The 24,716-nt window shown below is 39.3% G+C and carries 28 protein-coding genes; 7 read left to right on the top strand and 21 right to left on the bottom strand.

What is annotated here, in order from left to right; genetic code table 11:
• Positions 1–94: 94 nt before the first annotated feature.
• The 8 genes from ACLV7H_RS04920 to ACLV7H_RS04885 form a co-directional block, all read right to left on the bottom strand.
• Positions 95–1,570, bottom strand: a complete 1,476-nt coding sequence (locus tag ACLV7H_RS04920; protein WP_411866522.1) for a PTS galactitol transporter subunit IIC — start codon at positions 1,568–1,570, stop codon at positions 95–97.
• Positions 1,571–1,626: 56 nt separating this feature from the next.
• A complete protein-coding gene (locus tag ACLV7H_RS04915; RefSeq protein WP_000590551.1) occupies positions 1,627–1,932 on the bottom strand; it encodes a PTS sugar transporter subunit IIB in 306 nt (101 codons plus the stop codon).
• Positions 1,933–1,969: 37 nt separating this feature from the next.
• Positions 1,970–2,446: a PTS sugar transporter subunit IIA gene (locus tag ACLV7H_RS04910; RefSeq protein WP_411866521.1), complete on the bottom strand. Its 477-nt coding sequence runs from the start codon at positions 2,444–2,446 to the stop codon at positions 1,970–1,972.
• A 189-nt stretch (positions 2,447–2,635) separates the two neighbouring features.
• Positions 2,636–3,325 carry a sugar phosphate nucleotidyltransferase gene (locus ACLV7H_RS04905; RefSeq protein WP_411866520.1) on the bottom strand — a complete coding sequence of 230 codons (690 nt, stop codon included), beginning with the start codon at positions 3,323–3,325 and terminating at the stop codon, positions 2,636–2,638.
• Positions 3,326–3,336: 11 nt separating this feature from the next.
• Positions 3,337–4,215 (bottom strand): DMT family transporter, encoded by an 879-nt coding sequence (locus ACLV7H_RS04900; protein WP_411866519.1) that lies wholly within the window; start codon positions 4,213–4,215, stop codon positions 3,337–3,339.
• Position 4,216: 1 nt separating this feature from the next.
• A complete protein-coding gene (locus tag ACLV7H_RS04895) occupies positions 4,217–5,074 on the bottom strand; it encodes a phosphotransferase (RefSeq protein ID WP_411866518.1) in 858 nt (285 codons plus the stop codon).
• A gap of 16 nt (positions 5,075–5,090) precedes the next feature.
• The gene (locus tag ACLV7H_RS04890) at positions 5,091–6,113 is read right to left on the bottom strand and encodes a ribitol-5-phosphate dehydrogenase (protein ID WP_411866517.1); all 1,023 of its coding nucleotides are present in this window, start codon (positions 6,111–6,113) and stop codon (positions 5,091–5,093) included.
• Between the two features lie 4 nt (positions 6,114–6,117).
• Positions 6,118–6,825 (bottom strand): 2-C-methyl-D-erythritol 4-phosphate cytidylyltransferase, encoded by a 708-nt coding sequence (locus ACLV7H_RS04885; RefSeq protein WP_084943574.1) that lies wholly within the window; start codon positions 6,823–6,825, stop codon positions 6,118–6,120.
• Positions 6,826–7,263: 438 nt separating this feature from the next.
• On the opposite strand from ACLV7H_RS04885, the gene ACLV7H_RS04880 reads away from it, so the two are divergent.
• Positions 7,264–7,563: a YbaB/EbfC family nucleoid-associated protein gene (locus tag ACLV7H_RS04880; RefSeq protein WP_000981515.1), complete on the top strand. Its 300-nt coding sequence runs from the start codon at positions 7,264–7,266 to the stop codon at positions 7,561–7,563.
• A gap of 37 nt (positions 7,564–7,600) precedes the next feature.
• On the opposite strand, the gene ACLV7H_RS04875 is transcribed toward ACLV7H_RS04880, so the two are convergent.
• From ACLV7H_RS04875 to glmU, 7 genes are all read right to left on the bottom strand, one after another.
• On the bottom strand, positions 7,601–9,364 hold the full coding sequence (locus tag ACLV7H_RS04875; RefSeq protein WP_411866516.1) for a glycerophosphoryl diester phosphodiesterase membrane domain-containing protein: 1,764 nt from the start codon (positions 9,362–9,364) through the stop codon (positions 7,601–7,603).
• An 8-nt stretch (positions 9,365–9,372) separates the two neighbouring features.
• A complete protein-coding gene (locus ACLV7H_RS04870; RefSeq protein WP_049479419.1) occupies positions 9,373–9,963 on the bottom strand; it encodes a 3'-5' exonuclease in 591 nt (196 codons plus the stop codon).
• Positions 9,964–10,044: 81 nt separating this feature from the next.
• On the bottom strand, positions 10,045–10,539 hold the full coding sequence (gene rocS, locus ACLV7H_RS04865) for a chromosome segregation protein RocS (protein WP_000021252.1): 495 nt from the start codon (positions 10,537–10,539) through the stop codon (positions 10,045–10,047).
• 76 nt (positions 10,540–10,615) lie between these two features.
• On the bottom strand, positions 10,616–11,308 hold the full coding sequence (locus ACLV7H_RS04860) for a 5'-methylthioadenosine/adenosylhomocysteine nucleosidase (RefSeq protein ID WP_049479427.1): 693 nt from the start codon (positions 11,306–11,308) through the stop codon (positions 10,616–10,618).
• 15 nt (positions 11,309–11,323) lie between these two features.
• Positions 11,324–11,635 (bottom strand): cell wall synthase accessory phosphoprotein MacP, encoded by a 312-nt coding sequence (gene macP / locus ACLV7H_RS04855; RefSeq protein WP_411866515.1) that lies wholly within the window; start codon positions 11,633–11,635, stop codon positions 11,324–11,326.
• An 11-nt stretch (positions 11,636–11,646) separates the two neighbouring features.
• On the bottom strand, positions 11,647–12,192 hold the full coding sequence (locus tag ACLV7H_RS04850) for an NUDIX hydrolase (RefSeq protein ID WP_061427246.1): 546 nt from the start codon (positions 12,190–12,192) through the stop codon (positions 11,647–11,649).
• Positions 12,193–12,201: 9 nt separating this feature from the next.
• On the bottom strand, positions 12,202–13,581 hold the full coding sequence (gene glmU / locus ACLV7H_RS04845) for a bifunctional UDP-N-acetylglucosamine diphosphorylase/glucosamine-1-phosphate N-acetyltransferase GlmU (protein ID WP_411866514.1): 1,380 nt from the start codon (positions 13,579–13,581) through the stop codon (positions 12,202–12,204).
• A gap of 155 nt (positions 13,582–13,736) precedes the next feature.
• Here glmU and ACLV7H_RS04840 point away from each other — a divergent pair, with 155 nt between their 5' ends.
• The 5 genes from ACLV7H_RS04840 (at position 13,737) to lysS (ending at position 18,220) form a co-directional block, all read left to right on the top strand.
• Positions 13,737–14,537, top strand: a complete 801-nt coding sequence (locus ACLV7H_RS04840) for a glycoside hydrolase family 25 protein (RefSeq protein WP_411866513.1) — start codon at positions 13,737–13,739, stop codon at positions 14,535–14,537.
• 106 nt (positions 14,538–14,643) lie between these two features.
• On the top strand, positions 14,644–15,486 hold the full coding sequence (locus tag ACLV7H_RS04835) for a DUF368 domain-containing protein (RefSeq protein ID WP_411867071.1): 843 nt from the start codon (positions 14,644–14,646) through the stop codon (positions 15,484–15,486).
• Positions 15,486–15,968: an aminoacyl-tRNA deacylase gene (locus tag ACLV7H_RS04830; RefSeq protein ID WP_411866512.1), complete on the top strand. Its 483-nt coding sequence runs from the start codon at positions 15,486–15,488 to the stop codon at positions 15,966–15,968. The genes ACLV7H_RS04835 and ACLV7H_RS04830 overlap by 1 nt, the downstream gene beginning before the upstream one ends.
• Positions 15,968–16,591: a histidine phosphatase family protein gene (locus ACLV7H_RS04825; protein ID WP_411866511.1), complete on the top strand. Its 624-nt coding sequence runs from the start codon at positions 15,968–15,970 to the stop codon at positions 16,589–16,591. The genes ACLV7H_RS04830 and ACLV7H_RS04825 overlap by 1 nt, the downstream gene beginning before the upstream one ends.
• Positions 16,592–16,729: 138 nt before the next feature.
• Positions 16,730–18,220: a lysine--tRNA ligase gene (gene lysS, locus ACLV7H_RS04820; protein ID WP_411866510.1), complete on the top strand. Its 1,491-nt coding sequence runs from the start codon at positions 16,730–16,732 to the stop codon at positions 18,218–18,220.
• Between the two features lie 227 nt (positions 18,221–18,447).
• Here lysS and ACLV7H_RS04815 read toward each other — a convergent pair whose 3' ends face one another.
• From ACLV7H_RS04815 to ACLV7H_RS04795, 5 genes are all read right to left on the bottom strand, one after another.
• Positions 18,448–19,287 carry an amino acid ABC transporter substrate-binding protein gene (locus ACLV7H_RS04815; RefSeq protein ID WP_411866509.1) on the bottom strand — a complete coding sequence of 280 codons (840 nt, stop codon included), beginning with the start codon at positions 19,285–19,287 and terminating at the stop codon, positions 18,448–18,450.
• 9 nt (positions 19,288–19,296) lie between these two features.
• Positions 19,297–19,926 (bottom strand): amino acid ABC transporter ATP-binding protein, encoded by a 630-nt coding sequence (locus ACLV7H_RS04810; protein ID WP_000891736.1) that lies wholly within the window; start codon positions 19,924–19,926, stop codon positions 19,297–19,299.
• A gap of 10 nt (positions 19,927–19,936) precedes the next feature.
• The gene (locus ACLV7H_RS04805) at positions 19,937–20,578 is read right to left on the bottom strand and encodes an amino acid ABC transporter permease (RefSeq protein ID WP_411866508.1); all 642 of its coding nucleotides are present in this window, start codon (positions 20,576–20,578) and stop codon (positions 19,937–19,939) included.
• Between the two features lie 140 nt (positions 20,579–20,718).
• Positions 20,719–21,948: a tetratricopeptide repeat protein gene (locus ACLV7H_RS04800; protein WP_411866507.1), complete on the bottom strand. Its 1,230-nt coding sequence runs from the start codon at positions 21,946–21,948 to the stop codon at positions 20,719–20,721.
• On the bottom strand, positions 21,938–23,104 hold the full coding sequence (locus tag ACLV7H_RS04795; protein WP_411866506.1) for an AI-2E family transporter: 1,167 nt from the start codon (positions 23,102–23,104) through the stop codon (positions 21,938–21,940). Before ACLV7H_RS04795 ends, ACLV7H_RS04800 begins: the two co-directional genes overlap by 11 nt.
• Before the next feature lie 144 nt (positions 23,105–23,248).
• On the opposite strand from ACLV7H_RS04795, the gene ACLV7H_RS04790 reads away from it, so the two are divergent.
• Complete coding sequence (locus ACLV7H_RS04790) at positions 23,249–24,262, top strand: lactonase family protein (RefSeq protein ID WP_411866505.1); 1,014 nt, start codon at positions 23,249–23,251, stop codon at positions 24,260–24,262.
• A 31-nt stretch (positions 24,263–24,293) separates the two neighbouring features.
• Here the strand turns inward: ACLV7H_RS04790 and ACLV7H_RS04785 are convergent, their stop codons facing one another.
• Positions 24,294–24,713, bottom strand: a complete 420-nt coding sequence (locus tag ACLV7H_RS04785; RefSeq protein WP_000940836.1) for a F0F1 ATP synthase subunit epsilon — start codon at positions 24,711–24,713, stop codon at positions 24,294–24,296.
• Between the last annotated feature and the right edge of the window lie 3 nt (positions 24,714–24,716).

Genomic DNA, 24,716 nt, shown 5'->3' with positions numbered 1-24,716 from the left:
CCGATTTCTTGATAGTTTATAAAAAACTAGGCTGTCACTCCACATTAGGAAACTGACAACCTAGTTTTCACAATTTACATTTTATAGGAGCGAATTATTTAGCATTTGCTGCGTATTCTTCGTTACGTTTGATCATTTGTTTTCTATACCAAGCAAAGATACCTACATAGAATACAAGGAAGACTGCTGCACCAAGGATTGCTTTGATATCACCTGTTGTAGCATTACCGATTGCCCAACCAAATAGTTTTTCAATTGGTCCTTCAAGAGTTGAGTGAGTAATCAATTGAGATTGGTTCACACCTTCTGGGAAGGCACCTACACCTTTAGCAAGTTCTGTTGCGAATGGTGCAATAAGAGTACCAGAAAGAAGGAAGAGAGGCAACAAGAGTGTTCCGAAGATAATCATACGGAGCAATTTACCACGTGTAACAACCAAGAGAGCTGGAGTCACACCCATGGCGATGATACCTGCAAGTGGCAAGATACCATTTCCTACGTTTGAAAGAAGCACTGCTTCTACTAGCATGATTGGAGCAAGTACATTAGCACAAGCCCAGATTTCAGCACGACCAGCGATGAAAGGCCAGTCAAGACCGATGTTGAATTTACGTCCTTGAAGACGTTTAGTAGCAACGTTTGTAATACCTTGTGAAAGTGGTTCTACGGCTGCGATGAACCAAGATCCGATAAGTGAGAAGAGTTCCAAAGCTACACCGGCTGTCAAACCAAGAGACAACCAACCTTTAATAACTTCTTGCCAGTTTGCAGCATCTTTAAGTCCTTCAACAGGATGTGGAGTACCCATCAAACCGATAACAATACCAAGGATGAAACCGATGAAGAATTTAGATCCCCAGAAACCGATTTTTTTGTTCAATTTAGCAGCATCAAAGTCATATTTATCAAGACCTGGGAAGAATTTTTCAAAAATCTTATCCAAAACCATGATAACTGGGTTCATCATGTAGTTCATGTGTGTTGAAGTCATTGGTGATGAACTTGGTGCGTTAAGAAGGTCGTCGAATGTTGGTTTCATCAAGTCAGAGTTGATGATCTTCAAAACACCTACAAGGACAACTGCTGCAGTTGCGATGAAAAGTGAAACCCCTTGGCTAACTCCATTGTTGTCTGCGTACCATTTAATCAAAAGACCAGTGATTGACAAGTGCCAGATATCGAAGATATCAACATCAAGTGTGTCTGTTTTCTTCATTGCAAGCATCGCAATGTTAACAATCAACATTACAAGCAAGAAGTAAAGTGTCCATGCAGAATCCCAAGTGATGGTTGCAAGTGGTGCCCAACCAACGTCAGTGATGTTCAATTGGATACCAGTGTTTTCGACGAATTTCGCAAGTGATGCTGAGAAAGCTCCGTTGAGCATACCGATGATGGCACCGATACCTGTAAGGGCGATGGCAAGCTTGATACCACCTTCAAGCGCTTTGGAGAATTTCACTCCAAAAAGTAGAGCCAATACTGTCAAAATGATCAGCATGATGATTGGTCCACCCATATCCAAGATAGGTTTGAAGATATCGTTGGCCAGATTGATAATGACATCCATAATAGTTCCTCCCGTTTTTTTTTAGTTATATGAATGTTAACAAGATAAAGAATAAATTAGCTTAGTCCGTGTTCTTTGATAGCTGCTTCAATATTGTCAAATACTGGAGCGCTCATCGCTGGAATACGGAACAAGATTGGTCCAGCTTCAATTACTGGAATACCTGGTTCAAAACCAAGGTCAGTTGCAGCGATTGGAGTAAAGATATCGTAGCCCTTAATAAGGTCTTCGTTTACATCTTTCACCATGACTGCATCACAGTGAACATCATAACCACGGTTTGAAAGTTCTTCTTCTAGAGCACTTTTAATTTGGTGACTTGAGTTAACACCTGCACCGCAGGCAGCAAGAATTTTAATCATTTGGAATTCCTCCGATTTTATATTTTAATAGACAAGATTAAGCGGTTGCTTCAGCAACGTAAGCATAAAGTTTTTCTGGTTCGGAAATTTTTGATAGTTCTTCCAGATGTCCATTTCCTGTGAAAAAGTCCATCAACTGAGCCAGAATATTTGTTTGGCTTGAACTTGAGTTGTTAATGATAAAGAAGAGTAGGGATACTTCTACTTCCTTATCAGGAGCTATCATATTGTGAAAAGTTACTGGTTTTTCTAATCGAACAACCACTACTTTCTCAGCTAGATTATGAACAATATCTGTATGAGGTATCGCTACATTAGGCAAATCTTTCCCCAGAAATTCCATATCTAAGCCAGTTGGAAATGACTTTTCACGCGTGATCAAGGCTTCACGATAAGTTGGAGTGACAATTTCTCGTTCTTCCAACAAGCTTGCTACCTGATCAAAGAGTTGTTCTTGATTATCCGCTTCTAAGCAAAACACCAGGTTTTTGTCAAAGAAATGATCTAATCCCATAACATTTTCCCTTCTTTCAATTAACTTTTATGCTATAAGTATAACACTATATGAAATCGTTGTCAATAATTTTTTGTTTTATTTTGTTCATTTTTTGTTATTTTTGTTTTATTTAAAGAATACAATCAATATCAAACATTCTTGTCATAAAATCCACAAAAAAGAAGGCCCAAGCCTTCTTCTCTTTCCTTACTTAATAGTAGATAAAATCTCTTCTAACTTATGGTAATCCTTTACACTATCAATTTCATAGATGCTATTTCCTTCTAATTCTTCGACATAGACATCTAGTTCTTTGATATTATCCTTAACCATGTTATCCCAGTAGAGATCAACAAATTCACCACTTTCGTAAGCTTTATCAATAAAGCCAACAATCTTCTCAGCAGTTGGTGCATCCCAGAATGAAACTCCGCTCAGAATGCGACCAGCCTTGCTATCAACAATGATGTCTTGAACCTTGTAGTCATCATCATAAACCAAGAACCATTCGTTCGTACAGTCTTCACGATAAACGCTAAAATAGGTAGAACGTTTAAGATCGTTTCGAAACATATTTTTGAAAAGATAGTTATCTGCATCGATGACGTAGCTGTTAGCCAAATCTTCTTTTACTAGAAAAAGTGAGTAGAAGTTATTGTAATCAGCATACTTGTCGTTAAAGACTAAACGAACACCATATTTTTCTTTTAGGTAGTCAAATTGTTCCTTGAGGTAACCGACAACGATGATAATCTCATCAATTCCACGCTCTTTCAAAAATTCAATTTGGTATTCAACCAAAGGTTTTTGGTTGACCTTAACCAAGGCTTTAGGGGTATTTTCAGTCATAGGGCGCAGACGAGTTCCCAACCCCGCTGCCAAGATAATTGCTTTCACGCTATTCTCCTTTATTCTTTAATAATAATATAAACACCAGCCATGACAACAAGCGATGTAATAATGGTCACCATATCGAGTGGTGTACCTAAAAGCATTGCTGAGAACAATACTGTCCATACGACATAGCTTACATTCAATCCAGTTGCTTTTGCAGGTTGTAAACGGTTGATAGCAATATAGTAAGCTAAGTATGAAATCATATTACATGCTGCAAAGACTAACATCAAACCGAGCAATTGCCCATCTGCCACTTCTGCAAATGAATGATGAGAAAAGAGGACAATGACAAGGTATGACAAGAATGAGGTTACCTGGCGGATTAATAGTGCTTCGATTTCACTCAAGTCACTTTCCATGGCGTAGGAACTAAGAACACTTTCACTTCCCCAGGCGATGGCACAAACTAATGCACAGAGAATTCCAATATAAAAAGAATTAACCTGCTCAACTTTGTAAGTCTGGGCAATAATACCAGCGATAATCAACAAAATACCAAACACAGTATTCTTAGATACCTTGTGTTTCAAAATGAAGAAGGCGAGTAAAACTGAAACTGCCGGGTAAATAGCAGATACAGATGAAGCTAGAGAACTACCAATATATTTAACCGCATAAAGATTGGCTTGCATACCAATTGGTCCAGCTAGCAAAGCACCGATTATAACACTCACATTTCGAATATTTAAGAAAATAGAGAGGCGAACTTTTCCTTCTTTTACCAAAAGAAAAGCTAACAAGATAAAGATACTCAAGAAATCATGAGCGGCAGCCACAACAAAAGGCGAAAGATTTGTAAAAATTGAAAAGATATAAGCACTAATCGTTAGACCTAATCCCCAGAAGATACCAGAGAGCAGACCAAAAGAAACACCATTTTTATTCTTCATCCTAACCTCCATAATAAGTCAAACCTTCGACAGCTCTTTGGTAACGGTTGATACCATAATCTCCAAAGTCAGCTCCTTGAGCTTCTTTGTACACTGTCCACAAACTCCAGATAGTATCTTGCAAGATTTTATAGATACGAATCTTCTCACGTGATACTGGCGTTTTGTTACTTTCATAATAGGAAAGGAAAGCATCTTCCTCTTGCTTTGTAAATTCAGACTCTAAGAAAAGAGCTGCCAAATCCCACATCGGATCATTCATAGAAGAGTATTCCCAGTCAATCAAATACAAACGACCTTGTGGTGACTCGATAAAGTTTTCTGGTACCAAATCGATATGACAGGACTTTCTATCAACACCCAAATCAGTCAATCTCTTTTCTAGTGAAAATACATCTTTTTTTACAGCTTCATAGTTTTCATAAGGGATAGGTCCTTCAATCAAGGATTCATATTTTCTGATTTCCTCAAAGGGAGCAAATTCTCCTCTTAATTCTTTCCCTGAAGCGTGGATGGTTTGTAAAATTGGTGCAATCTTTTCAAACTTGGACTTGATAGATGTTGAATCAAGAGTTATTGCCGATTCGATGTACTCATTTACTTTAATCCCTGACTCAATATCAAATAGATAATTTTTGACATCTAAATCTAAATCCTCTAAAAGTTCAAGATTGTACTTTTCATTTTGACGATTGATGAGTTTTTCAGTCCCTTTACCAAAAAATTTCACAATATACTGTTTGTTGGTTGTTTTAACCAAATAGTTTTGGTTGGTCATGCCTCCCAGCTGTTCGACACTGAGTACTTCCTCTTCTTCAGATAGTAAAGAAGAAATTTTTTCTTTGATGAGTTTCTCCACAATTAGCCTCCATCTCTTAAACTTCCCACTTAAACACTGTTTTGAAAGCAGTATTTAGGTCTGTAGCAAAGACACGATGAATGTCCTTGATTTCTCTCACGGGTTCTTCAAGATAAAGGATATTTTTCAGACGATTCGCAAACTTTTTAACTTCCATCATCTGTATTGCATTTTCAAAATCAATACGTCCAGATCGAGACGAACCGACCAATAATAAACCTTTTTCTAAAGAGTCTCGAGTATTGATATTAACCTTGTACTCGCTCACTCCCATCATGAGAATCGTTCCCTGCGGTCGAATGTAACGAATCAAATCATTGATAGCTGGTCCTGTACCATCGCCACCACAACACTCAAATCCATGATCAAAGGTCAAATCCTCTGGGATTTTATCCGTGATATAGCACTCTTTTGCAAAAGAGAAGAGCTCCAGCTTTTCCCAATGGCGACCAATGACGATAATCTCTGCTTCCGGCAAGGTATAATTGATAATATTTGCAACCACAAAAGCCAAACTACCATCTCCGATAACTGCGATGCGCTCTCGTTTGCTATGAGCAAGATGTAGGAATCGATCCATGGCATGCATACCGACACTCACAAACTCGGTAATGGCGGCAACTGTGTCCTCGATGTCATTATAAGACACAACACGATCCTTCGGAAGAGAAACAAACTCTCTCATAAAGCCATCATAGCCACTAGATAGGAAGTAGGTTCCTGTCATGTAGTTCTCGTAGAACTCCTTGTCACTCTGCATAGGCGGTTGATTTGGAATCATGACCACCTTTTGACCGACTTCATAAGTCCCAGTCGGATCTGAAATAACAGTTCCACAAGACTCGTGAATCATGGCCATCGGAAGTTTTTTAGCCAATATCTTTGGATCACGCTTCCCTTGATAGTAACGCTGATCCGCATGACAAACCGCCATATAATTTGGACGAATCAGGATATGATTTTCCTGATCAATGTCCTCTTCTTGGTATTTTACATTGATAAACTTTGGTTTTGTCAGTTGATAAATTTGATTAATCATAGCCTTAGTCTTTCTCAATCATGCTTTTCGCGATTTTCAAGTCTGTCACAGTTGTGATTTTAAGATTTGAATATTCCCCTTTAGCTAGAGCGACATCTTTTCCTTTGATAACAAAAATCTTACATGCATCCGTCAGGATTTCCTTTTCTTGATCAGATAAGGAACCATATAAATCCATGAAATCCTTGCAACGGAAAGTCTGAGGTGTTTGACCTTGATATAGGTGAGCACGATTTGGAATATCTGTGATAAACTGACCATTGGTACTTTCAACAATGGTATCAACCGCTTCTACTACTGTGTCAACTGCATCATGATCTTGAGCAAGCTTGATATTGTCCTGAATCATGCGAAGTGTGATAAAAGGACGAACAGAGTCGTGGGTAACCACGATATCTTCTGGAGTGATTGGACGATAGGCATTAATGGCTTCTATAATCTTCTCGATACTGGTATTGCGATCAGCCCCACCCTTGGTAATGATGATGCGATCCTTGTGGAGAGAAAGATACTTGTCAACTAGGTCCTCAGCGTGTGACACCCAGTCTCCATGAACTCCAACTACAATTTTTTCAATACTTGGTTCTAAAACAAATTTTTCAATTGTGTGGATCAAAATAGGACGATCACCCAACTCCAAGAATTGTTTTGGTAAATTACTGATTCCCATGCGTGTGCCAGTTCCTCCAGCTAAAATTCCTGCATAGATCATATATTTTCTCCTTTGTTTATTCTAAAAAACTCATTACCATCTATTATATCACAATCTATCTTTATCATGAAGAAAAGACAGAGCGTCATATAGTCTAATCAACACACTACTTAGGATAAAAAGTGAACAATGTGTCACTAAATCTGGAAAGACCATAACAAATTAAGAAATAAAATTAGGTTATCCTCTATATTATCCATTTAACGTTCGGTTAACATAGAGTTCTTTAGAATATAACACAAACCTTAAAGAAAACTTAAATGATATTATTTGTTTAGCAAAGAATACTAGGTGTGCATAGTAAATTTCTTAAAAGTTGTTTGAGGGACTCATTATAAAAGTTCATATATCTAATGAATTAAACAAATAATAGACTTTTGCCCCTAAAATTGATAAAATAAGAAAGAAAATAATTATAAAAGGAAATTGTAAACCGCCATGATGAATATGCAAAACATGATGCGTCAAGCACAAAAACTTCAAAAACAAATGGAACAGAGCCAAGCAGAACTCGCTGCCATGGAATTTGTTGGAAAATCAGCTCAGGACCTTGTCCAAGCAACCCTAACTGGAGACAAAAAAGTTGTCAGTATTGACTTCAACCCAGCAGTTGTAGATCCAGAAGATCTCGAAACCCTTTCTGACATGACTGCGCAAGCAATTAACGCAGCACTTGAACAAATTGATGAAACGACTAAGAAGAAACTTGGTGCTTTCGCTGGAAAATTGCCTTTCTAATCCATAAGAAAAGAGAAACAAATGTTTCTCTTTTTTCTTAGAAGTCAAAAAATCCCATGGCTTTCTTTAAGAGTAATTCCGTATATTCCGGATCGTCTTGAGCCATTGTGACTTGTGACTGGACCATTTCAAGATCATCAGTAATCATGCCATCTGCGCCGAGGCGAACGGCTTTATCAAATGCCTCAGAACCATTTACGGTCCAAACGTAGAGTCTCTGATCAGTTGTCCAGAGTTTATTTACAAAGTATTCATCCAAAGTTGAGTACTCCATAGTGTAACCAGTCGCCTTGGTTCTTGGGAAGATACTGTTATAGGGGAGAATGAAGTAAACTGGAATTTCAGAATCATAAGTCAACACTTTATCAATCACATAATAGTCTAGTGATTGAATCTGGTGCCCGTATTTCTTGATAGTCGCCCCATACTTTTCGAGGAAATGATCCATCATTTGCGGACTATCTTTTTTACTGGTTTTAATCTCAATCAGTAATTTTTGGTTTAATGCATTGGCAAGTTCCAGGTAAGAGTCGAAACTTGAAATCTTTGTCTGATAACCATTTTCCGAGATTTGAATATTGGTTAATTCTTCAAGTGTTAAATCTTGAGGGGCAGCATTGATTCCTGCTAGTGATTTCAGATTGGCATCGTGCATCATTACAAACTGACCATCCTTGGTTTCCTGGACATCCATTTCGATGAGATCTGGTTTTAGTTGAGCTGTTTTTTCCAAAGACTGCACAGTATTTTGAACACCGTTTTTATTGCTTACTCCTCTGTGCGAAATCACTAAAGGTGTATTGGTATCTGGAGATTCCAGATAAACGTAGCCTTCTATGGCAAAAATGATACTTGCACACCCCATGACCCCCCATCTCATCAGATGATCTTTCTTTCGCCTTGGCATAATCTCTAGCTCTTCTCCTGTCAGGAAGGAAACAAACTTCACTAGGAAATAAGTCAGAGTCATGTAATGGAAATTTTTAATCAAGACAAAATTAATCACACCGAGAATCAAGGATTCTTTTTGAGTAAAATTATCCATCACTGCTTGCGCAAAAAGCAAGGGAATTAACAAACCAAAGAAGAAGAGATACGTTTTAATGATAATGAGTAAAAGATGCCAAGAGAAGAAAAGAACGTTTTTCTTCGTCTTTTGGAGACTATATTTCACACTTTCTCTTACGGTCTTTCTTTCAAAGAGAATTTTAGGCAGGGCAAACATAAATCGGACAGAGATGTAGAGAAAGATCCAAGCGGATGATATGATCATCAGACCTACCAGCCAATGCTTATCTTCCCAATAATTCACAATAAAATCAGGGATAATAATTTTGTTGAGGTAATAGATTTTTAAAATCTTACGGATGAACGGGAAAAGCATAGCAATGTAAAAAAAGACAAAAGCCATCTTACAAAAGCTCAATCGCTTAACGAATAGAAAGCTCTGGTGAAATACTTTTCTACTATACTCAATTAAAGTTCTCTTTTCATGATAGAGAAGGTGACGAGCCCCGATAAACAAAAGACAAATCTGGAAATAGGCAACCAGGAGATTGATTGCAATTAAGATGAGAAAGGCTAAACTGATAAAAGGCGAGCCTTGTATAATCGCCCAAAAGTTATTGTAGGAGATAAACAAATAGCCGGTTTGTCTCAGAAGGATGCCAGCAATCCATGAATTTAATGGTAGCCAGACAAACTCAACCATCATAAATATCAAGAAAAATAGAAATAAAATCTTATCTAGGTTATAGTATATCTTCCTAAAACCTAGCTTTTTAGGTTTTTCAGGTTTCATAAGCACTCCTAGTCTAAAAATTGGGATAAATCTAAGCCACCGAAAGGATTCATCGAAAAACTACTCTGGTCTTCTATTAATAGCTTTCCTTCATCTGATTCCAAAAAAGCTTCGTAAACACGCGCCGTCATGCGGGCATCCTCTAAACTGTTATGAGACTTCCCGTGAAAGCCTAAAAAATTCGCTACAGTTTGCAATTTAAGATTGGCTATGCCGTGTAGATCAGAACTACGGCGTTCAAAAGCCTCCTCATATAGATCAACCTTATACTGGTCACGATAATCAATACCATGATCCAAGAGAATAGGCAAATCACTCTTAGCTGCATTGTAACCAACGATAGGTATGTCGCCAACGAATGCTTGAAAGTCCTTTAAAACTTGTTCTACTTTTGGCGCATCTTTCAAGGTTTCAGCTGTGATTCCAGTCAAACCATTGATAAAACTCTTCAATGGTGCTGTAGTATAAACATAAGAATCAAAAGCAGCACTTTCTTGTCCATCTTGAAAGCGGACTGCTGATACTTGAATTAAATGGGTAACTCCCTCGTGTTGATTGAATTCCAAATCAAAGGCGATATAATCTCTTAATTTTTCCATTATTTACCTCAATTACTACCCAAACTAAACTATAAATAATAAAAGAAGCCATTAGGTTAGTGAGTAACCCAAACAGCTTCTTTATTTTCCTCCAAAAAGGCGAGCAAAAAAGCCTTTTTTGGTTGCTTGGACTTCTTCTTTTGCTTGGTCCAACTCGAGTTTCAAGGTTTCTTGATCTTTCATCGCTTGAAGAGTCAACTGTTGCTGTTGGTCCAACTGTTTGTCCTTTTCAGCAATCTGGCGGTCCTTGATACGCATCTGTTCATCTTTTTCTGATAACTGGCGGTCTTTTGCCTTGAGCTGCTCGTACAAACGAAGAATTTCAGCATTTTTCTCATCAACCAAGATTTCCATCAGTTCACGTTGTTTGACATCATCACTGACAGGCTCATCTTCAAAAATTGTTTTTTTATAGATTTCTTCTAGCTTGATCAAGCCACTTCGAGTAACTACAGTTACACCTTTGTCATTTTTTTTCGTGTCCTCTTCTGGAAGTTCTTTGACACGATTGTTGATTGCTTGGCGAGATAGTCCTAAGACCTCTGCAATCTCACTGACGGTCATTTCAATACTCATAATATCCTCTGAAACGTTTTCTAGCTTTTCTTTATTTAAATCTTATCATAAGCTAGATAAACTGTCAAATTTCCGCTTAATCTAAGGCCTTTAAAAAGGCTAGTAAGACTTGGGCAGAACGACGTCCAGCTTCGATAATAAACTCATCAAAAGAGATAGAGGCTTCGTGATTGGCATTGTCACTCATAGCACGAATCACTAGGAAAGGTAGGCTAAGAGCCTGAGCCGCTTGAGCAATGGCTGCCCCTTCCATTTCAACTGCTAAAACATCTGGAAAGTGGGACTTGATACTAGCAATCTTATCATCCCCAGCTATAAAGCTATCTCCTGTAGCAATCAAGCCTAGGTGCCAGTTTTGGTCCAACAGAGATAGACTCTCTTGGATTTTGGCTACAAAGGTTTTGTCTGATTCAAAATAAAGCGGTTGTTGCGCCATTTGGCCATAAGCATAACCAAAAGCAGTCACATCCACATCATGGTAAGCTAGTCTATCTGCAATCACGACATCACCAACAGCAATCCCTTCAGCAAGAGCACCTGCTGATCCTGTATTGATGATAGCTTCTACCTGAAAATAGTCAGCTAGAATAGCTACACTCATAGCCGACATGACCTTCCCAATCCCACTCTGAACTAGAACGACTTCTGTATTGCCAACAGAGCCAGTGTAGTATGTATTTCCGAGGACTTGGACTTCTTGAGGTTTATCCAAATTCTGAGTCAAATATAGGAGTTCTTCTGGCATGGCAGCAATGATTCCAATTTTCATTTCAAGTCCTTTCAATTACAAGAGTTTCATCGCTAAAATTAACAAAATTAAGAGTAGGATGACTGCAAATAAGATACGATTGAGTTTCGAATTAAAAACATTTCTTTTAGTGTTCTCAATACGACGGCTCTTATGAATCGTTGGTTCTACTTCGATTGTAAGTGTATCTTGACTAAAACCGTGGTCTCTAGAACGTGAGTAACCAAAATGTTGTGATGCAGTTGGCAGAATTTTTGTTTCCTCATCATCTTGAAGAAGTGGTCCTGAGATTTTCTCACCACGATTGGCACGTTCAATCATTTCATCTGTTAATAAAGGTTTTCCCATGGGTTGCTCCTCTATTTCTTTTGTAGTTCCCAGTACTGGATTGCCATAATGGTCTTGGCATCACAGATATGACCTGACTGGATCAGGTTCTTGGCCTCCTCTAGACTCACTTCTAGAACTTCCAAGGTTTCATCATCGTCTTGCGGACGAGGATTATCTACCTTAGTCAAATCACTTGCAAGGTAGAGTTTCAATTTTTCGTTGCAAAAACCAATTGCAGAATAGAAATCGTATAAGAGTTCTAACTTAGCTGTGTAGGCAACCTCTTCTTCCAATTCCCGAAGAGCCGCTGCCATTGGGTCTGCATTTTCACCAGTTTCCAGTTTTCCTGCGGGAATCTCATAAGAAACAGCCTCGATGGCCTTCCGATATTGCTTAACGAGGACAATTTTATCCTCAGCTGTCACAGCTAGAACACAAACAGCTCCATTGTGAAAAATCAAATCACGTTGGGCAGTACCCTTTCCTTCTGGCAGTTCAACCTGATCTTGCACCAATTTAAAGATAGGACCTTGATAGATTTCTTTTCGACTAAGCGTTTTTTCTTCAAATTCCATAATCGACTCCTACTGGTTCTTCGGATGATGAGGTAAGCGTGTTGCGTACTCATCTTTATTAACTTGTCGTCCACGTCCAACTGCGATAGCATCCGCAGGTACATTCTTAGTAATGGTTGAACCCGCTCCAACAAGAGAATTATCCCCAAGTTCTAAAGGAGCAATAATAGTTGAGTTTGATCCAACAAAGACATTATTGCCAATGACAGTTTTGTATTTGTTTTTGCCATCGTAGTTGACTGTAATAGTTCCTGCCCCAAAATTAACGTTGCTACCCACTTCACAGTTTCCAATATAGGTCAAATGACCCGCCTTGGTATTTTCACCAATTGAAGATCCTTTTACTTCAACAAAGTTACCAATATGAACCTGAGAAGCAAGACTTGAACCTGGACGGATATGGGCATAAGGACCGACTGTCACACTGTTCGCAACACTACTTTCCTCAATCATGGAATTCGTAATCACGGCTCCAGCTCCAACGGTACTATCTACGATATAAGTTCCATTTGTTAAAATAGTCTCGGCCCCAATCTTCGTTTGACCTTTTAAGGTAACGTTGGCTTCGATTTGGACTTCCGGAGCAATCTCAACATCAATGTCGATGTAGGTTGTTTCTGGATTGACAAAGCTGACGCCGTTAACCATGTGAGTGTGATTGATACGGCGTCGCATCACTGCTTCTGCAGTCGCAAGAGCAACTCGGTCATTTACTCCGAGACTTTCATCAAAATCTTTCAGAGTATAGGCACCAACCTTCTCACCAGCCTCACGGAAGATACCAATCACATCTGTAATATAGTACTCTCCTTGAGCATTATTGGTGTTGATATTTTTAAGAGCTTCAAAAAGACGTTGGTTATCAAAAACGTAAGTTCCTGTATTGATTTCCTTGATTTGTTTTTCAAAATCAGTCGCATCCTTCTGCTCCACAATGCGAAGAACTTCTGCATTATCGTTTCGAACAATTCGACCGTATCCAAAAGGATTTGCCGCTTCAGCTGTTAAAATCGTCGCAACATTTTTGTGATTGATATGGAAATCCAAGAGATTTTTCAAGCTTTCACCCGTAATCAGAGGCGTATCCCCAGCGATAACCAAGGTGTGGCCAGTACGATTTTGGAGAATAGGCTCTGCCATTCTGACAGCGTGCCCAGTTCCTAGTTGTTCTGATTGTGTAACAAAGTCTGTCTGACCAGCCAATACTTGCTCAACTAGCCCAGCCTTGTGACCAACTACAGTAACTGTTTTTTCAGGTTGAATAGCACCAACACTACGAAAAACATGTTCCAACATCGAAATTCCAGCTACTTTATGAAGTACCTTTGGAAGATCTGATTTCATGCGAGTACCTTTACCCGCTGCTAAAATAATGGCATAATTTGACATAATCTTCTCTTTTCTCTAGAAATTCCCTTATATTATACCATAATTTGGTTTCTTAGGAGTAAACAAACAGAGAAATAGGGAAAAGGCGCCCATTTATTCACTTTTTTCGATGTTTTCTTTGATTTTTTTATCTATTTACGTTAAACTATTTAAATATGAGAAAAAAGATTCATCCAGCTATTATTTTTACTTTATTTACTATTTTTATAGCTATTTTGATCCTCAATAGACCAACTTATGAAGACCATCCTATCAAGTCAAAACCCAATGCAGTCCAGGTTGAAAATCAGGCCTTGCATAATCTTGACAAACCTATTATTGACGTCTCTGGCTGGCAAATACCTGAGGAAATCAACTACGATACCTTATCTCAAAATATTTCTGGTGTTATTGTTCGTGTCCACAATGGGGGTCAGCATACTGAAACAAATAATGCCGCATATTCCAATGGTGTCGATAAAGCCTATATAAATCACATTTCAGAATTTCAAAAGCGCAATGTTCCAGTTGCTGTTTATGCCTATCTAGCAGGTACTAGTAAGGAAAAAATGGAAAAAGCTGCTGAGGTTTTCTACAATGCTGCTTCTCCATACAACCCTAGTTACTATTGGCTCGATGTTGAAGAAAAAACAATGTCCGATATGAACGAAGGTGTTGAAGCTTTTAGGGCTAAACTAGAAGCCCTTGGCGCCAAAAATATCGGAATTTACATCGGTGTTTATTTTATGCAAGAGCATAGTATCAATACAGATAAGTTCTCTGCTGTCTGGATTCCATCTTATGGAACGAATTCAGGTTACTTTGAAACCACGCCTAATACTGATTTAGACTATGACCTCCATCAGTATACTTCCAAAGGAAGAATTGCTGGATTCGAGCATCATTTAGATATTAATCTCATTTCTACCTTGAAGGAAAAAGAAGAAACCTTCAGAAAACTATTTTTAAGACCATAAGACAAGTGAAAATTGCTCTCTTTTTCACTTGTTTTTTCATTTTCTTCTCGTCTGTGTTATAATTGATAGAATAGAGAAAGAATTTTATCAAGTTGAGGATTTTATGATGTTTTCATGGATTGCAAGAGTTATTAAAGGAATTGTCATCGCTTTAGGATTTATCTTACCAGGAATTTCAGGTGGTGTTTTAGCAGCGATTTTGGGGATCTACGAGCGAATGATTAGCTTTCTGGCTCATCCCTTTAAGGATTTTAAAGCGAATGTCCTATACTTTATCCCAGTAGCAATCGGGATGTTGCTAGGCATTGGTTTGTTTTCTTATCCAATCGAGTATCTGCTAGAAAATTACCAGGTCTATGTTTTATGGAGTTTTGCTGGAGCTATCATCGGTACAGTTCCAAGCCTCCTTAAAGAATCTACTCGAGAATCTGATCGTGATAAGATCGACCTAGTTTGGTTCTGGACTACCTTTATCCTTTCAGGCCTAGGACTCTACGTGCTAAACTTTGTTGTTGGTTCACTCAGTGCCAGTTTCGCTAGCTTCATCTTAGCGGGGGCTCTGTTGGCACTTGGTATCTTGGTACCTGGTTTAAGTCCGTCAAATCTACTCTTGATTTTGGGACTGTACGCTCCAATGCTCACTGGTTTTAAGAGCTTTGATTTATTTGGAACCTTCCTTCCTATCGGAATTGGTGCAGGTGCAACCCTCATCATTTTTTCAAAATTAATGGACCACGCCTTGAACAACTATCACTCCCGTGTTTATCACTTTATCATCGGTATTGTTCTTTCAAGTACTCTTTTAATTTTGATTCCAAATGCTGGAAATGCTGAAAGTATCCAATACTCTGGACTTTCCATTGTGAGCTATGTTCTGGTTGCCTTCTTCTTTGCGCTTGGTATCTGGCTTGGTATCTGGATGAGTCAATTGGAGGATAAGTATAAATAATGGCAAAAAAAGTCAAGATAAAAAAAACCTTGGTCGAACAAATCTTGACCAAGGCAGGTATTGACCATACTGGTATTCAAATTAATGCGCTTGAAGGAGAACTTCCTCCTGAATACGACAGAAACCAAATCTTTAAAACCTTGGCTCTACTGGGAGACAAGACAGGTCCAATCATCGGAATCGTTCCCATAACAGAACACCTCGCCGAGAAAAAACTAGCAAAGGTTTCTGGCAATAAAAAAGTGGACATGATTCCACAAAAAGATCTAGAAAAAACGACAGGCTACATTCATGGGGCAAATAACCCTGTCGGCATTCGCCAAAAACACAATTATCCAATTTTTATTGATAAGACTGCTTTGGATTTGGACCAAATGATCGTCTCTGCTGGGGAAGTCGGGCATAGTATTATCATTGCTCCCCAAGACTTAGCCAGCTTTGTAAAAGCGGATTTTGCTGATATCTTGGAGGAAAGTAAGTAATGAAACTCTATTTTGTTCGTCATGGTCGCACTCTCTGGAATCTTGAAGGACGTTTTCAAGGTGCTAGTGGCGACTCACCCCTTCTTCCGGAAGCCATTGACACCCTAAAACAACTTGGCCAGTATCTTAAGGATATTCCTTTTGATAAGATATATTCAAGTGATTTACCCAGAGCAGTCAAATCTGCTGAAATTATCCAAAGTCAACTCCAGTCCCCTTGTCCTTTAAAGAGCATTCCTGACCTACGTGAATGGCAACTTGGCAAACTAGAGGGATTAAAAATCGCTACGCTCAATGCCATCTACCCACAACAAATCAAGGCCTTTCGCTCTAATCTGGCTCAGTTTGATACGAGGATGTTTGAAGCGGAATCCCTTTACAGTACTACCAAGAGGACCATTCAGTTTATCAAATCTCTGAAAGAGAGCGAGGCTGAAAGAATCCTGATCGTGGGTCATGGTGCAAATCTCACTGCTAGCCTACGGACACTTCTAGGTTATAAAGAGGCTCACCTTCGCAAAGATGGGGGCTTAGCCAATGCTAGTTTGACAATTTTGGACACTGAGGATTTTGAATCCTTCACTCTGGAAAGATGGAATGACACTTCCTATCAAAGAAAATAATGGAACTTGATCTTAATAGTCAAGTTCTTTTTAGTTTTCAAAGAATATCCGTGAATTTCTCTGCTATTTATGATAAAATGGGAGTATCGCAAAAAATGACTCATCGTATCAAATTTTGAGTAAAATTAGGAGGAACCCATGTCTACAGAACATATGGAAGAACTAAATGACCAGCAGATCGTTCGCCGTGAAAAAATGGCTGCGCTCCGTGAACAAGGAATCGATCCTTTCGGTAAACGTTTTGAACGTACTGCTAACTCACAAGAGCTTAAAGACAAATTTGCAGAACTTGATAAAGAACAATTACATGAATTAAATGAAACTGCTACTATCGCTGGACGCTTAGTAACTAAACGTGGAAAAGGAAAAGTTGGCTTTGCCCATCTTCAAGACCGAGAAGGTCAAATCCAGATCTACGTTCGTAAAGACGAAGTCGGTGAAGAAAACTACGAAATCTTCAAAAAGGCTGACCTCGGAGACTTCCTTGGTGTCGAAGGTGAAGTCATGCGTACCGATATGGGAGAACTATCTATTAAGGCTACACACATCACTCACTTGTCTAAAGCCCTTCGCCCACTTCCTGAGAAATTCCACGGTTTAACAGACGTTGAAACAATTTACCGTAAACGTTACCTTGACTTGATTTCTAACCGCGAAAGCTTTGAACGCTTTGTTACTCGTTCAAAAATTATCTCTGAAATCCGTCGTTACCTGGACCAAAAAGGATTCCTTGAAGTGGAAACACCTGTTCTTCACAACGAAGCTGGTGGTGCTGCTGCTCGTCCATTTATCACTCACCACAATGCACAAAACATTGACATGGTGCTTCGTATTGCGACTGAGCTTCACTTGAAACGCCTTATCGTTGGTGGTATGGAACGTGTCTATGAAATTGGCCGTATCTTCCGTAACGAAGGAATGGATGCTACTCATAACCCTGAGTTTACTTCTATCGAGGTTTACCAAGCTTATGCAGATTTCCAAGATATCATGGACTTGACGGAAGGTATTATCCAACACGCTGCTAAGGCAGTTAAGGGGGATGGTTCAGTAAACTATCAAGGGACTGAAATCAAAATCAACGAACCATTTAAACGCGTTCACATGGTGGATGCTATCAAGGAAATTACTGGTGTTGATTTCTGGCAAGATATGACTTTGGAAGAAGCTAAAGCTATCGCTGCTGAGAAGAAAGTTCCAGTTGAGAAACACTACACTGAAGTTGGTCACATCATCAATGCCTTCTTTGAAGAATTTGTTGAAGAAACCTTAATCCAACCAACCTTTGTCTACGGACATCCAGTAGCTGTGTCTCCACTCGCTAAGAAAAATCCTGAAGACGACCGCTTTACTGACCGTTTTGAGCTCTTCATCATGACTAAGGAGTACGGTAATGCCTTTACTGAGTTGAACGACCCAATCGACCAACTTAGCCGTTTTGAAGCCCAAGCAAAAGCCAAAGAACTTGGTGACGACGAAGCAACTGGTATTGACTACGATTACATCGAGGCCCTTGAATACGGTATGCCACCAACAGGTGGTTTGGGTATCGGTATCGACCGTCTCTGCATGCTCCTTACTGATACAACTACTATCCGTGATGTATTGCTCTTCCCAACAATGAAATAATTCTCTTCGAAAATCTCTTCAAACCACGTCAGCGTTGCCTTGCCGTATATATATATTCCTGACTTTGTCAGTCTTATCTACAACCTCAAAACAGTGTTTTGAGCAGCCTGCAGCTAGCTTCCTAGTTTGCTCTTTGATTTTCATTGAGTATAAACCCTTATCCTCTGGTACTTTCCAGAGGATTTTTCGATGCAAAAAGAGACTGAGGAAAAACTCAATCTCTTTTCTTATTCTTGATTTTTAACTTGACTGGTGGCTACATCTTCCCCAAACCATTTCTGGCTGATTTCCTGGAATTTTCCTTCTTGGTATAGTGAGATAAAGGCTTGGTTCAATGCAGCTAGCAATGTTTTATCAGCAGGTCTAACACCCACTGCAAAAGCTTCACTTTCAAATCCAGCTGAAAAGACATTGTAGTCACCTAATATCCCTTCAGACTGGAGATAATAATTAGCATATACTCGGTCAATCAACAGGGCATCAATCCGATCATTTTTTAAATCAATCAAGGCTTCATTGAAACTTTGGTATTGATTGGCCTTCTGATCTCTCACTCGATTCTTGAGTAGTTCTGGTTGTCGTTCAAAATTCAAATAGCCAGAAGATCCAGCCTGGGCCCCTAAAATTTTGTCTGTCATATCCTGAATTGAGTGAATATTTTGAGACTTTTTAGAGACCAAAACTTGTTGATTTTCCATGTAAGGAATGGTAAAAGCAACCTTCTCTTTCCGTTCATCTGTAGCTGTATAGCCATTCCAAATGGCATCAATGGTACCATTTTGTAGTTCGGTTTCTTTCATATCCCAATCGATGGGTTGAAATTTAATCTGAATCCCTAGCTTTTCAGAGACAGCTTGGGCTAGGTCAATATCAAAGCCCTCATACTGGCCATTCTTTTCCTCAAATCCCATGGGAACAAAGGTATTGTCAAAGCCAATGGTAATGCTACCCTGCTTTTGATATTTGGCCCAGTTATCCTGATTTGGATCACTTGCCTTCTGAGTACAAGCCATCAGGAAGAAGCTACAGAGCAGAGCAAGTACAAGGGCAATTTTCTTTCTCTTCATAGACACCTCCTACTTTGGATCAACCTTAAGGATCTGATCAGCAATATTTTCTGCAAACTGAAGGTCGTGCGTCACAACAATCTGGGTCATCCCACGTTCTTTATTTTGAAGGATAAGTTTTTCTACTTCTAATCGCAATTCTGGGTCTAAGGCTGATGTAGGCTCATCATACCCAATAATTTCTGGGTTTATCATCATGGCGCGCGCTAAGGCTACCCGTTGTTTTTGCCCACCTGAAAGTGAGAATGGAAAGGCATCTGCATGTCCTGCCAACCCAAGTTGTTCTAACAAGCCACGCGCCTTCTTCTCTGCAACTTCCTTCTCCATACTCATCGTTTTTATGGGCGACAAGGTTAAGTTATCTAGAACTGACAAATGCGGAAAGAGTTGAAAATCTTGGAAAACAAATCCCAGAAGATTGCGCTTTTCTAGTTCGTCTATAGCTAGCGATTCTCCGTTATAGTAGATTTCCCCAGAATCGATGGTTTCCAATCCAGCTAGCATACGTAACAAGGTGGTCTTTCCGCCTCCTGATGGACCTACGATTGCAAGGATTTGCTTTTCGGGAATAGATAGGCTGAAGTTGGTTAAGATTTGTTTGCCAGCAAAGGCCTTGTTGATGTTTCGTAATTCTAACATAGCAATCCTCCTATCTGTAATAACTGTACTTCTTCTCAAGTTTTTTCGCTACAATGGTTACGAGACCAATCATAATCAAATAAATCGCTCCAGCTAAAAACATAGGAACAAGACTGGCATCTCGATTGGCTGCTGTCCGACTAGCTAAAATCAAATCTGAGATCCCAAGGGCATAAACCAAAGAAGTATCCTTGACCAAACTCATAATTTCATTAAAAACACTCGGTAAGACAATCTTTGTCACTTGAGGAAGGATGATATAGCGAACTGTAGCAAAGGGGCTAAATTTTAACACTTTTGCAGCCTCATACTGCCCTTTTGGAATGGTTTCAATCCCACCACGAAAGATTTCAGCAAAGTAGGCTGCATAATTTAATACAAAAGCAATCACAGCAGCAGGAAGACGATCTAAACGTATTCCAATGCTAGGGATAACATAGTAAATAAAGATTAATTGCAAGAGCAAGGGAGTTCCTCGCATCACCCAAATATAAAGGTCAATCAGATAATGGAGGGGTTTCCAGCGGATTTGTAAAGCAAAGGCAACGACAATACCTAAAGGAATTGAAAAAATTAAAACCAGAGCAAAGACTTGAAGAGTCATACTTGCACCGTTCAATAAACTTGGTAATATCTCAAACATATAAGACATACTGCACCTCCTAAAAATTATTGTTCCTATTATAGCATAAATAAACAATTTAGCAAGGGTTTTTGCAAAAAAATTCTATTTTCCCTCAAAAAACGTATCTGCCAAATTGACGGATACGTTTTTTTTTAGAGAGATAACTTTTAAAGTGTTTCTAAGAGTTCTTGCATCTGAACATCATCTGGAACGATTTTTAAATAAGCTTCAGCTTGTATCTTGGCTTCTTCAAAATACCCCAATTCACGCAGGAGATAAGTATACTGCTCCAGAAATTCAGGATTATCCTTGAGGTCAGACGATAGTTGTTGATAGAGCTCATAGGCCTTATCTAAATCCTCGATTTCCTGGTAAGAACGGGCAATCATCCACTTGGTCAGGAAATTTTCAGGTTCTTGACTTTGGAGAGCAATGATATCTTCATACCGCTCTTGTTCCATATAAATGGTTGCAAGGCGAAGGAATATTTCTTCTGTATCCTCTGCATCTTCTTTGGCAGTAAGAAGAAACTGCTCAGCACCACTAGGATTATGCAATTCATACGAAAACTGTGAAGCAGCTAGTAAGAGCCGAGTTTCAAACGGATTTTTCTCCAAACCTTGTTTAGCGATACGAAGGGCCTCTTCCACCTGATGTTCCTTATGCAAGGCTTGACTATAACCATACTCATATCCTTCAAAATCAGGTGAAATGGTATCAATCTGCTTAAAGTAAAGAACAGATTTTTGATACTCTTCTTGATCAAAGTAAAGACTAGCCAGTTCGAAGGCAGTTTGGTCATCGTACTCTAGTTCTATAGCTTTTTCTAAGAATTCAGTTGCGGCTTCAAACTTGCCTAACTGGGCATAAGCGTAGCCAATTCTCTGATAGGTTGAGACACCAGTTTGCTCATAAATTGAGCGATTGTCTAACTGAGCATAGCCCTGAATGGCTTCCTGATAATTTCCTAACTCACTATCTAACTCAGCCAAACCAAAAACTAATAAGGCATCATCTGAGTAATTTAAGGCTTCTAGTAACTTTTCACGCGCTACATCTGTCAATCCTTCCAACTGATAGAGGTCGGCCTTTAGGGCCAAGGCCGATACGTACCAGTCACTTTCAGATGTGATTTCCTCAAGGTAAGCAAAGGCTTCCTCAACATTGCCATCCTCGCTAGCAATGCTGGCCAAGTTCAGATTCACTTCTGGAAATTCTGTAATGATATTTTGGTAAATTTCTTTTGCTTGAGGATAAAATCCAATTCCCTCTAGATAGCTTGCTAGTTCGTAAAGAACTTCACTTGAATCAGTTTCGAGGGCTTTGTGACAATACTGATCCGCCTTGGTTAAATCCTGTTCATCCAAAGCCTGGAGCATGCGTTGACTATTGTTCACTCTTGATTTCCTCACCTTCTTCTTCATACAGACCGCTGACTTTTTTATACCAGTTAAAGATAGCTGAGATAACAACCTTGGCAGAAGCATAGACAGGAATTCCCAGCAAGACTCCCCAAATACCAAACATAGAACCTGAAGTTAGGAGAACAAAGAGGACATTGATTGGATGGATGTTTAGCTGACTACCTAAAATAAGCGGAGAAACGAAGCGACCTTCAATCGTTTGTTCAACAATAAAGACAATAATCACTTTCAAAAGCATCACAGGTCCTGCAATCAAGCCTAAAACCAAAGCAGGTAGCATGGCGAGGAAACTACCTAGATAAGGGACTAGATTTAGAATACCAGCCGTTACACCTAGAGTGACAGCGTAGCGTAAACCGATAATCTTAAAGAAAATAGTAAACATGATAGCTACAATAATAGCAACTGTAACTTGTCCTCTAACATAGTTTGACAGCTGTTTATTGACATCTGATAGGATTTCACCCACAGGTTCTTTTAACTTGGTTGGAATAAACTTAGTCAAATAGTCTCGTAGACCTTTTCCATCGCGCAAGAGATAAAAGAGCATGAATGGTACGATAATTACCGCAACAATAACTTGGGAAACGCTACTGATAAAGGCGCTAACCCAGTTAACGGCTTGAGAAGAGATTTTGCTGGCCCACATGGTCGCTTCACTAGAAACATTGGCAAGAACCTGCTCCAACTGTGGTCTAAAATCATCTGGCAAGCGTTTGGTTACAAGGTCATTGATTACCTTATCAGCATCTTCCAGGTATGTCGGTACATTCTTCGCAAAATTTAAGACTTGGCGTTGCAGATTAGGAATTGCGACTGCCAATCCCCAAATGATAAAGAGTCCGATAATAACAAAAACAATACTAATGGCAAGGATACGATTGATCTTGTGCTTCTCCATCCAGTCAACAATCGGATTGAGGAGGTAATAAAGTAAACCAGATAAAATAACTGGCAACATGACAACCCCTAAAAAGTCTAAAACGGGTAAAAAGATAAAACTAATCTTACTTAGAATGAAAATGTTCAGCCCCAGTAACAAGGTTACTAAAAATACAGTGATTGCTTTGTTATCTAAAAACCACTTGAAGAACCAAGATAGGCTAAAATGTTTCTCTTTATGTTCCATAAATACATCCTTTCTGTCGTTCTCTCATTATACCATTTTTAGACTAAAATAACTCTTTTTTAAAGTGCTTACATGGATGAATCTAGTGCTTCATGACTGCCATTTTGTGGTATAATGAACTTATCATTATTAAGAGGTATGGACATGAAAGAAACTGTTTATTTTGGAACTTACACTCGTCGCTTATCTAAAGGGATTTACAAGGCAGATTTTGATACAGAAACAGGCCAGCTTGCAAATCTTGAACTTTTTGCTGCTGAACCAGGTCCGACCTACCTTGCCTTTGACCAACAGCAACACTTATACACTGTAGGGAACCAGGATGGCTTAGGTGGAATCGCTGCTTACAAGACAGATGGCGCTTTGCTAAATCATGTGGTTGAAGAAGGCGCTCCCCATTGCTATGTTGCAGTGGATGAAAAGCGTAATCTCGTTTATGGAGCCAACTATCATAAAGGTCAAGTTCTAGTCTATAAACGTCAAGCAGATGGTAGCCTCATCCAAACGGATCTAGATCAGCATAGCGGACAAGGTCCTCATGAAAACCAAACTTCCCCACATGTACACTATACAGATCTAACACCTGATCAGTACCTCGTCACCTGTGATCTAGGTACGGATGAAGTAACGACCTACGATGTTAGTCCAGAAGGAAAACTAAGTATACTCTACACTTATCACAGCCAAGCTGGAGCAGGTGCTCGCCACATCGTTTTCCACCACCACTATAAAATTGCCTATCTCATCTGCGAACTTAATAGTACGATAGAGGTCTTGATTTATGATGGGGTTGGTGAATTTGAACGCATGCAAGTTATTTCAACCTTACCAGATGGATACGAAGGCTTTAATGCTACTGCTGCCATTCGTCTTTCAAAAGATGGCAAATACCTCTATGCATCCAACCGAGGTCATGATTCCATTGCAGTCTATACAATTCTAGCTGATGGTAGTTTAGAATTATTAGAGATTGTACCAAGCCATGGTAAAAATCCACGTGATTTCGACCTAAGTCCTGATCAAGAGTTTCTCATTGCTGTTCATCAAGATTCTGATAACGCAACCGTTTTTAAGCGCAATCCTAAAAGTGGTCGTCTTGCAGAACTTTCTAACGACTTCCATGTCCCTGAAGCAGTCTGCATCAACTTCCCACATTAAAAAAATGAACTTGAGTTTCAAGTTCATTTTTTTATAGTCTATTTCCGACATTGATACGGTTGATAGCACGTTGCAATGCGATTTTTGCACGACGTTCTTGGTCAATCAAGTGCTTGTCATGAGCTTCTTCGATTTCTCGTTCAGCTCGAAGTTTCGCGCGTTCCGCCCGACTGATATCGATATCACGAGCACGCTCTGCTGAGTCAGCTACAATGGTAATGATGTCATTGGCAATCTCGATAATTCCTCCGTTCACTGCAATCCAGTTCACATGAGTATCATCATCGATTCGTTTTACCTTTACTTCATCAACCGCTAAAACCGCAATCATATTTTCATGTCGTGGCAAGATCCCCATCTCACCATCCAGAGTTCGTACCGATACAAAGCTGGCATGGTGATCATAGACGAGGCCATCTGGTGTCACGATCTGGACAGTTAAATGAGCCATAGA

The sequence above is a fragment of the Streptococcus oralis genome (assembly GCF_965111685.1).
Taxonomy (GTDB): Bacteria; Bacillota; Bacilli; order Lactobacillales; family Streptococcaceae; genus Streptococcus; species Streptococcus oralis_B.
This window is presented reverse-complemented; position numbering and strand designations above follow the sequence as displayed.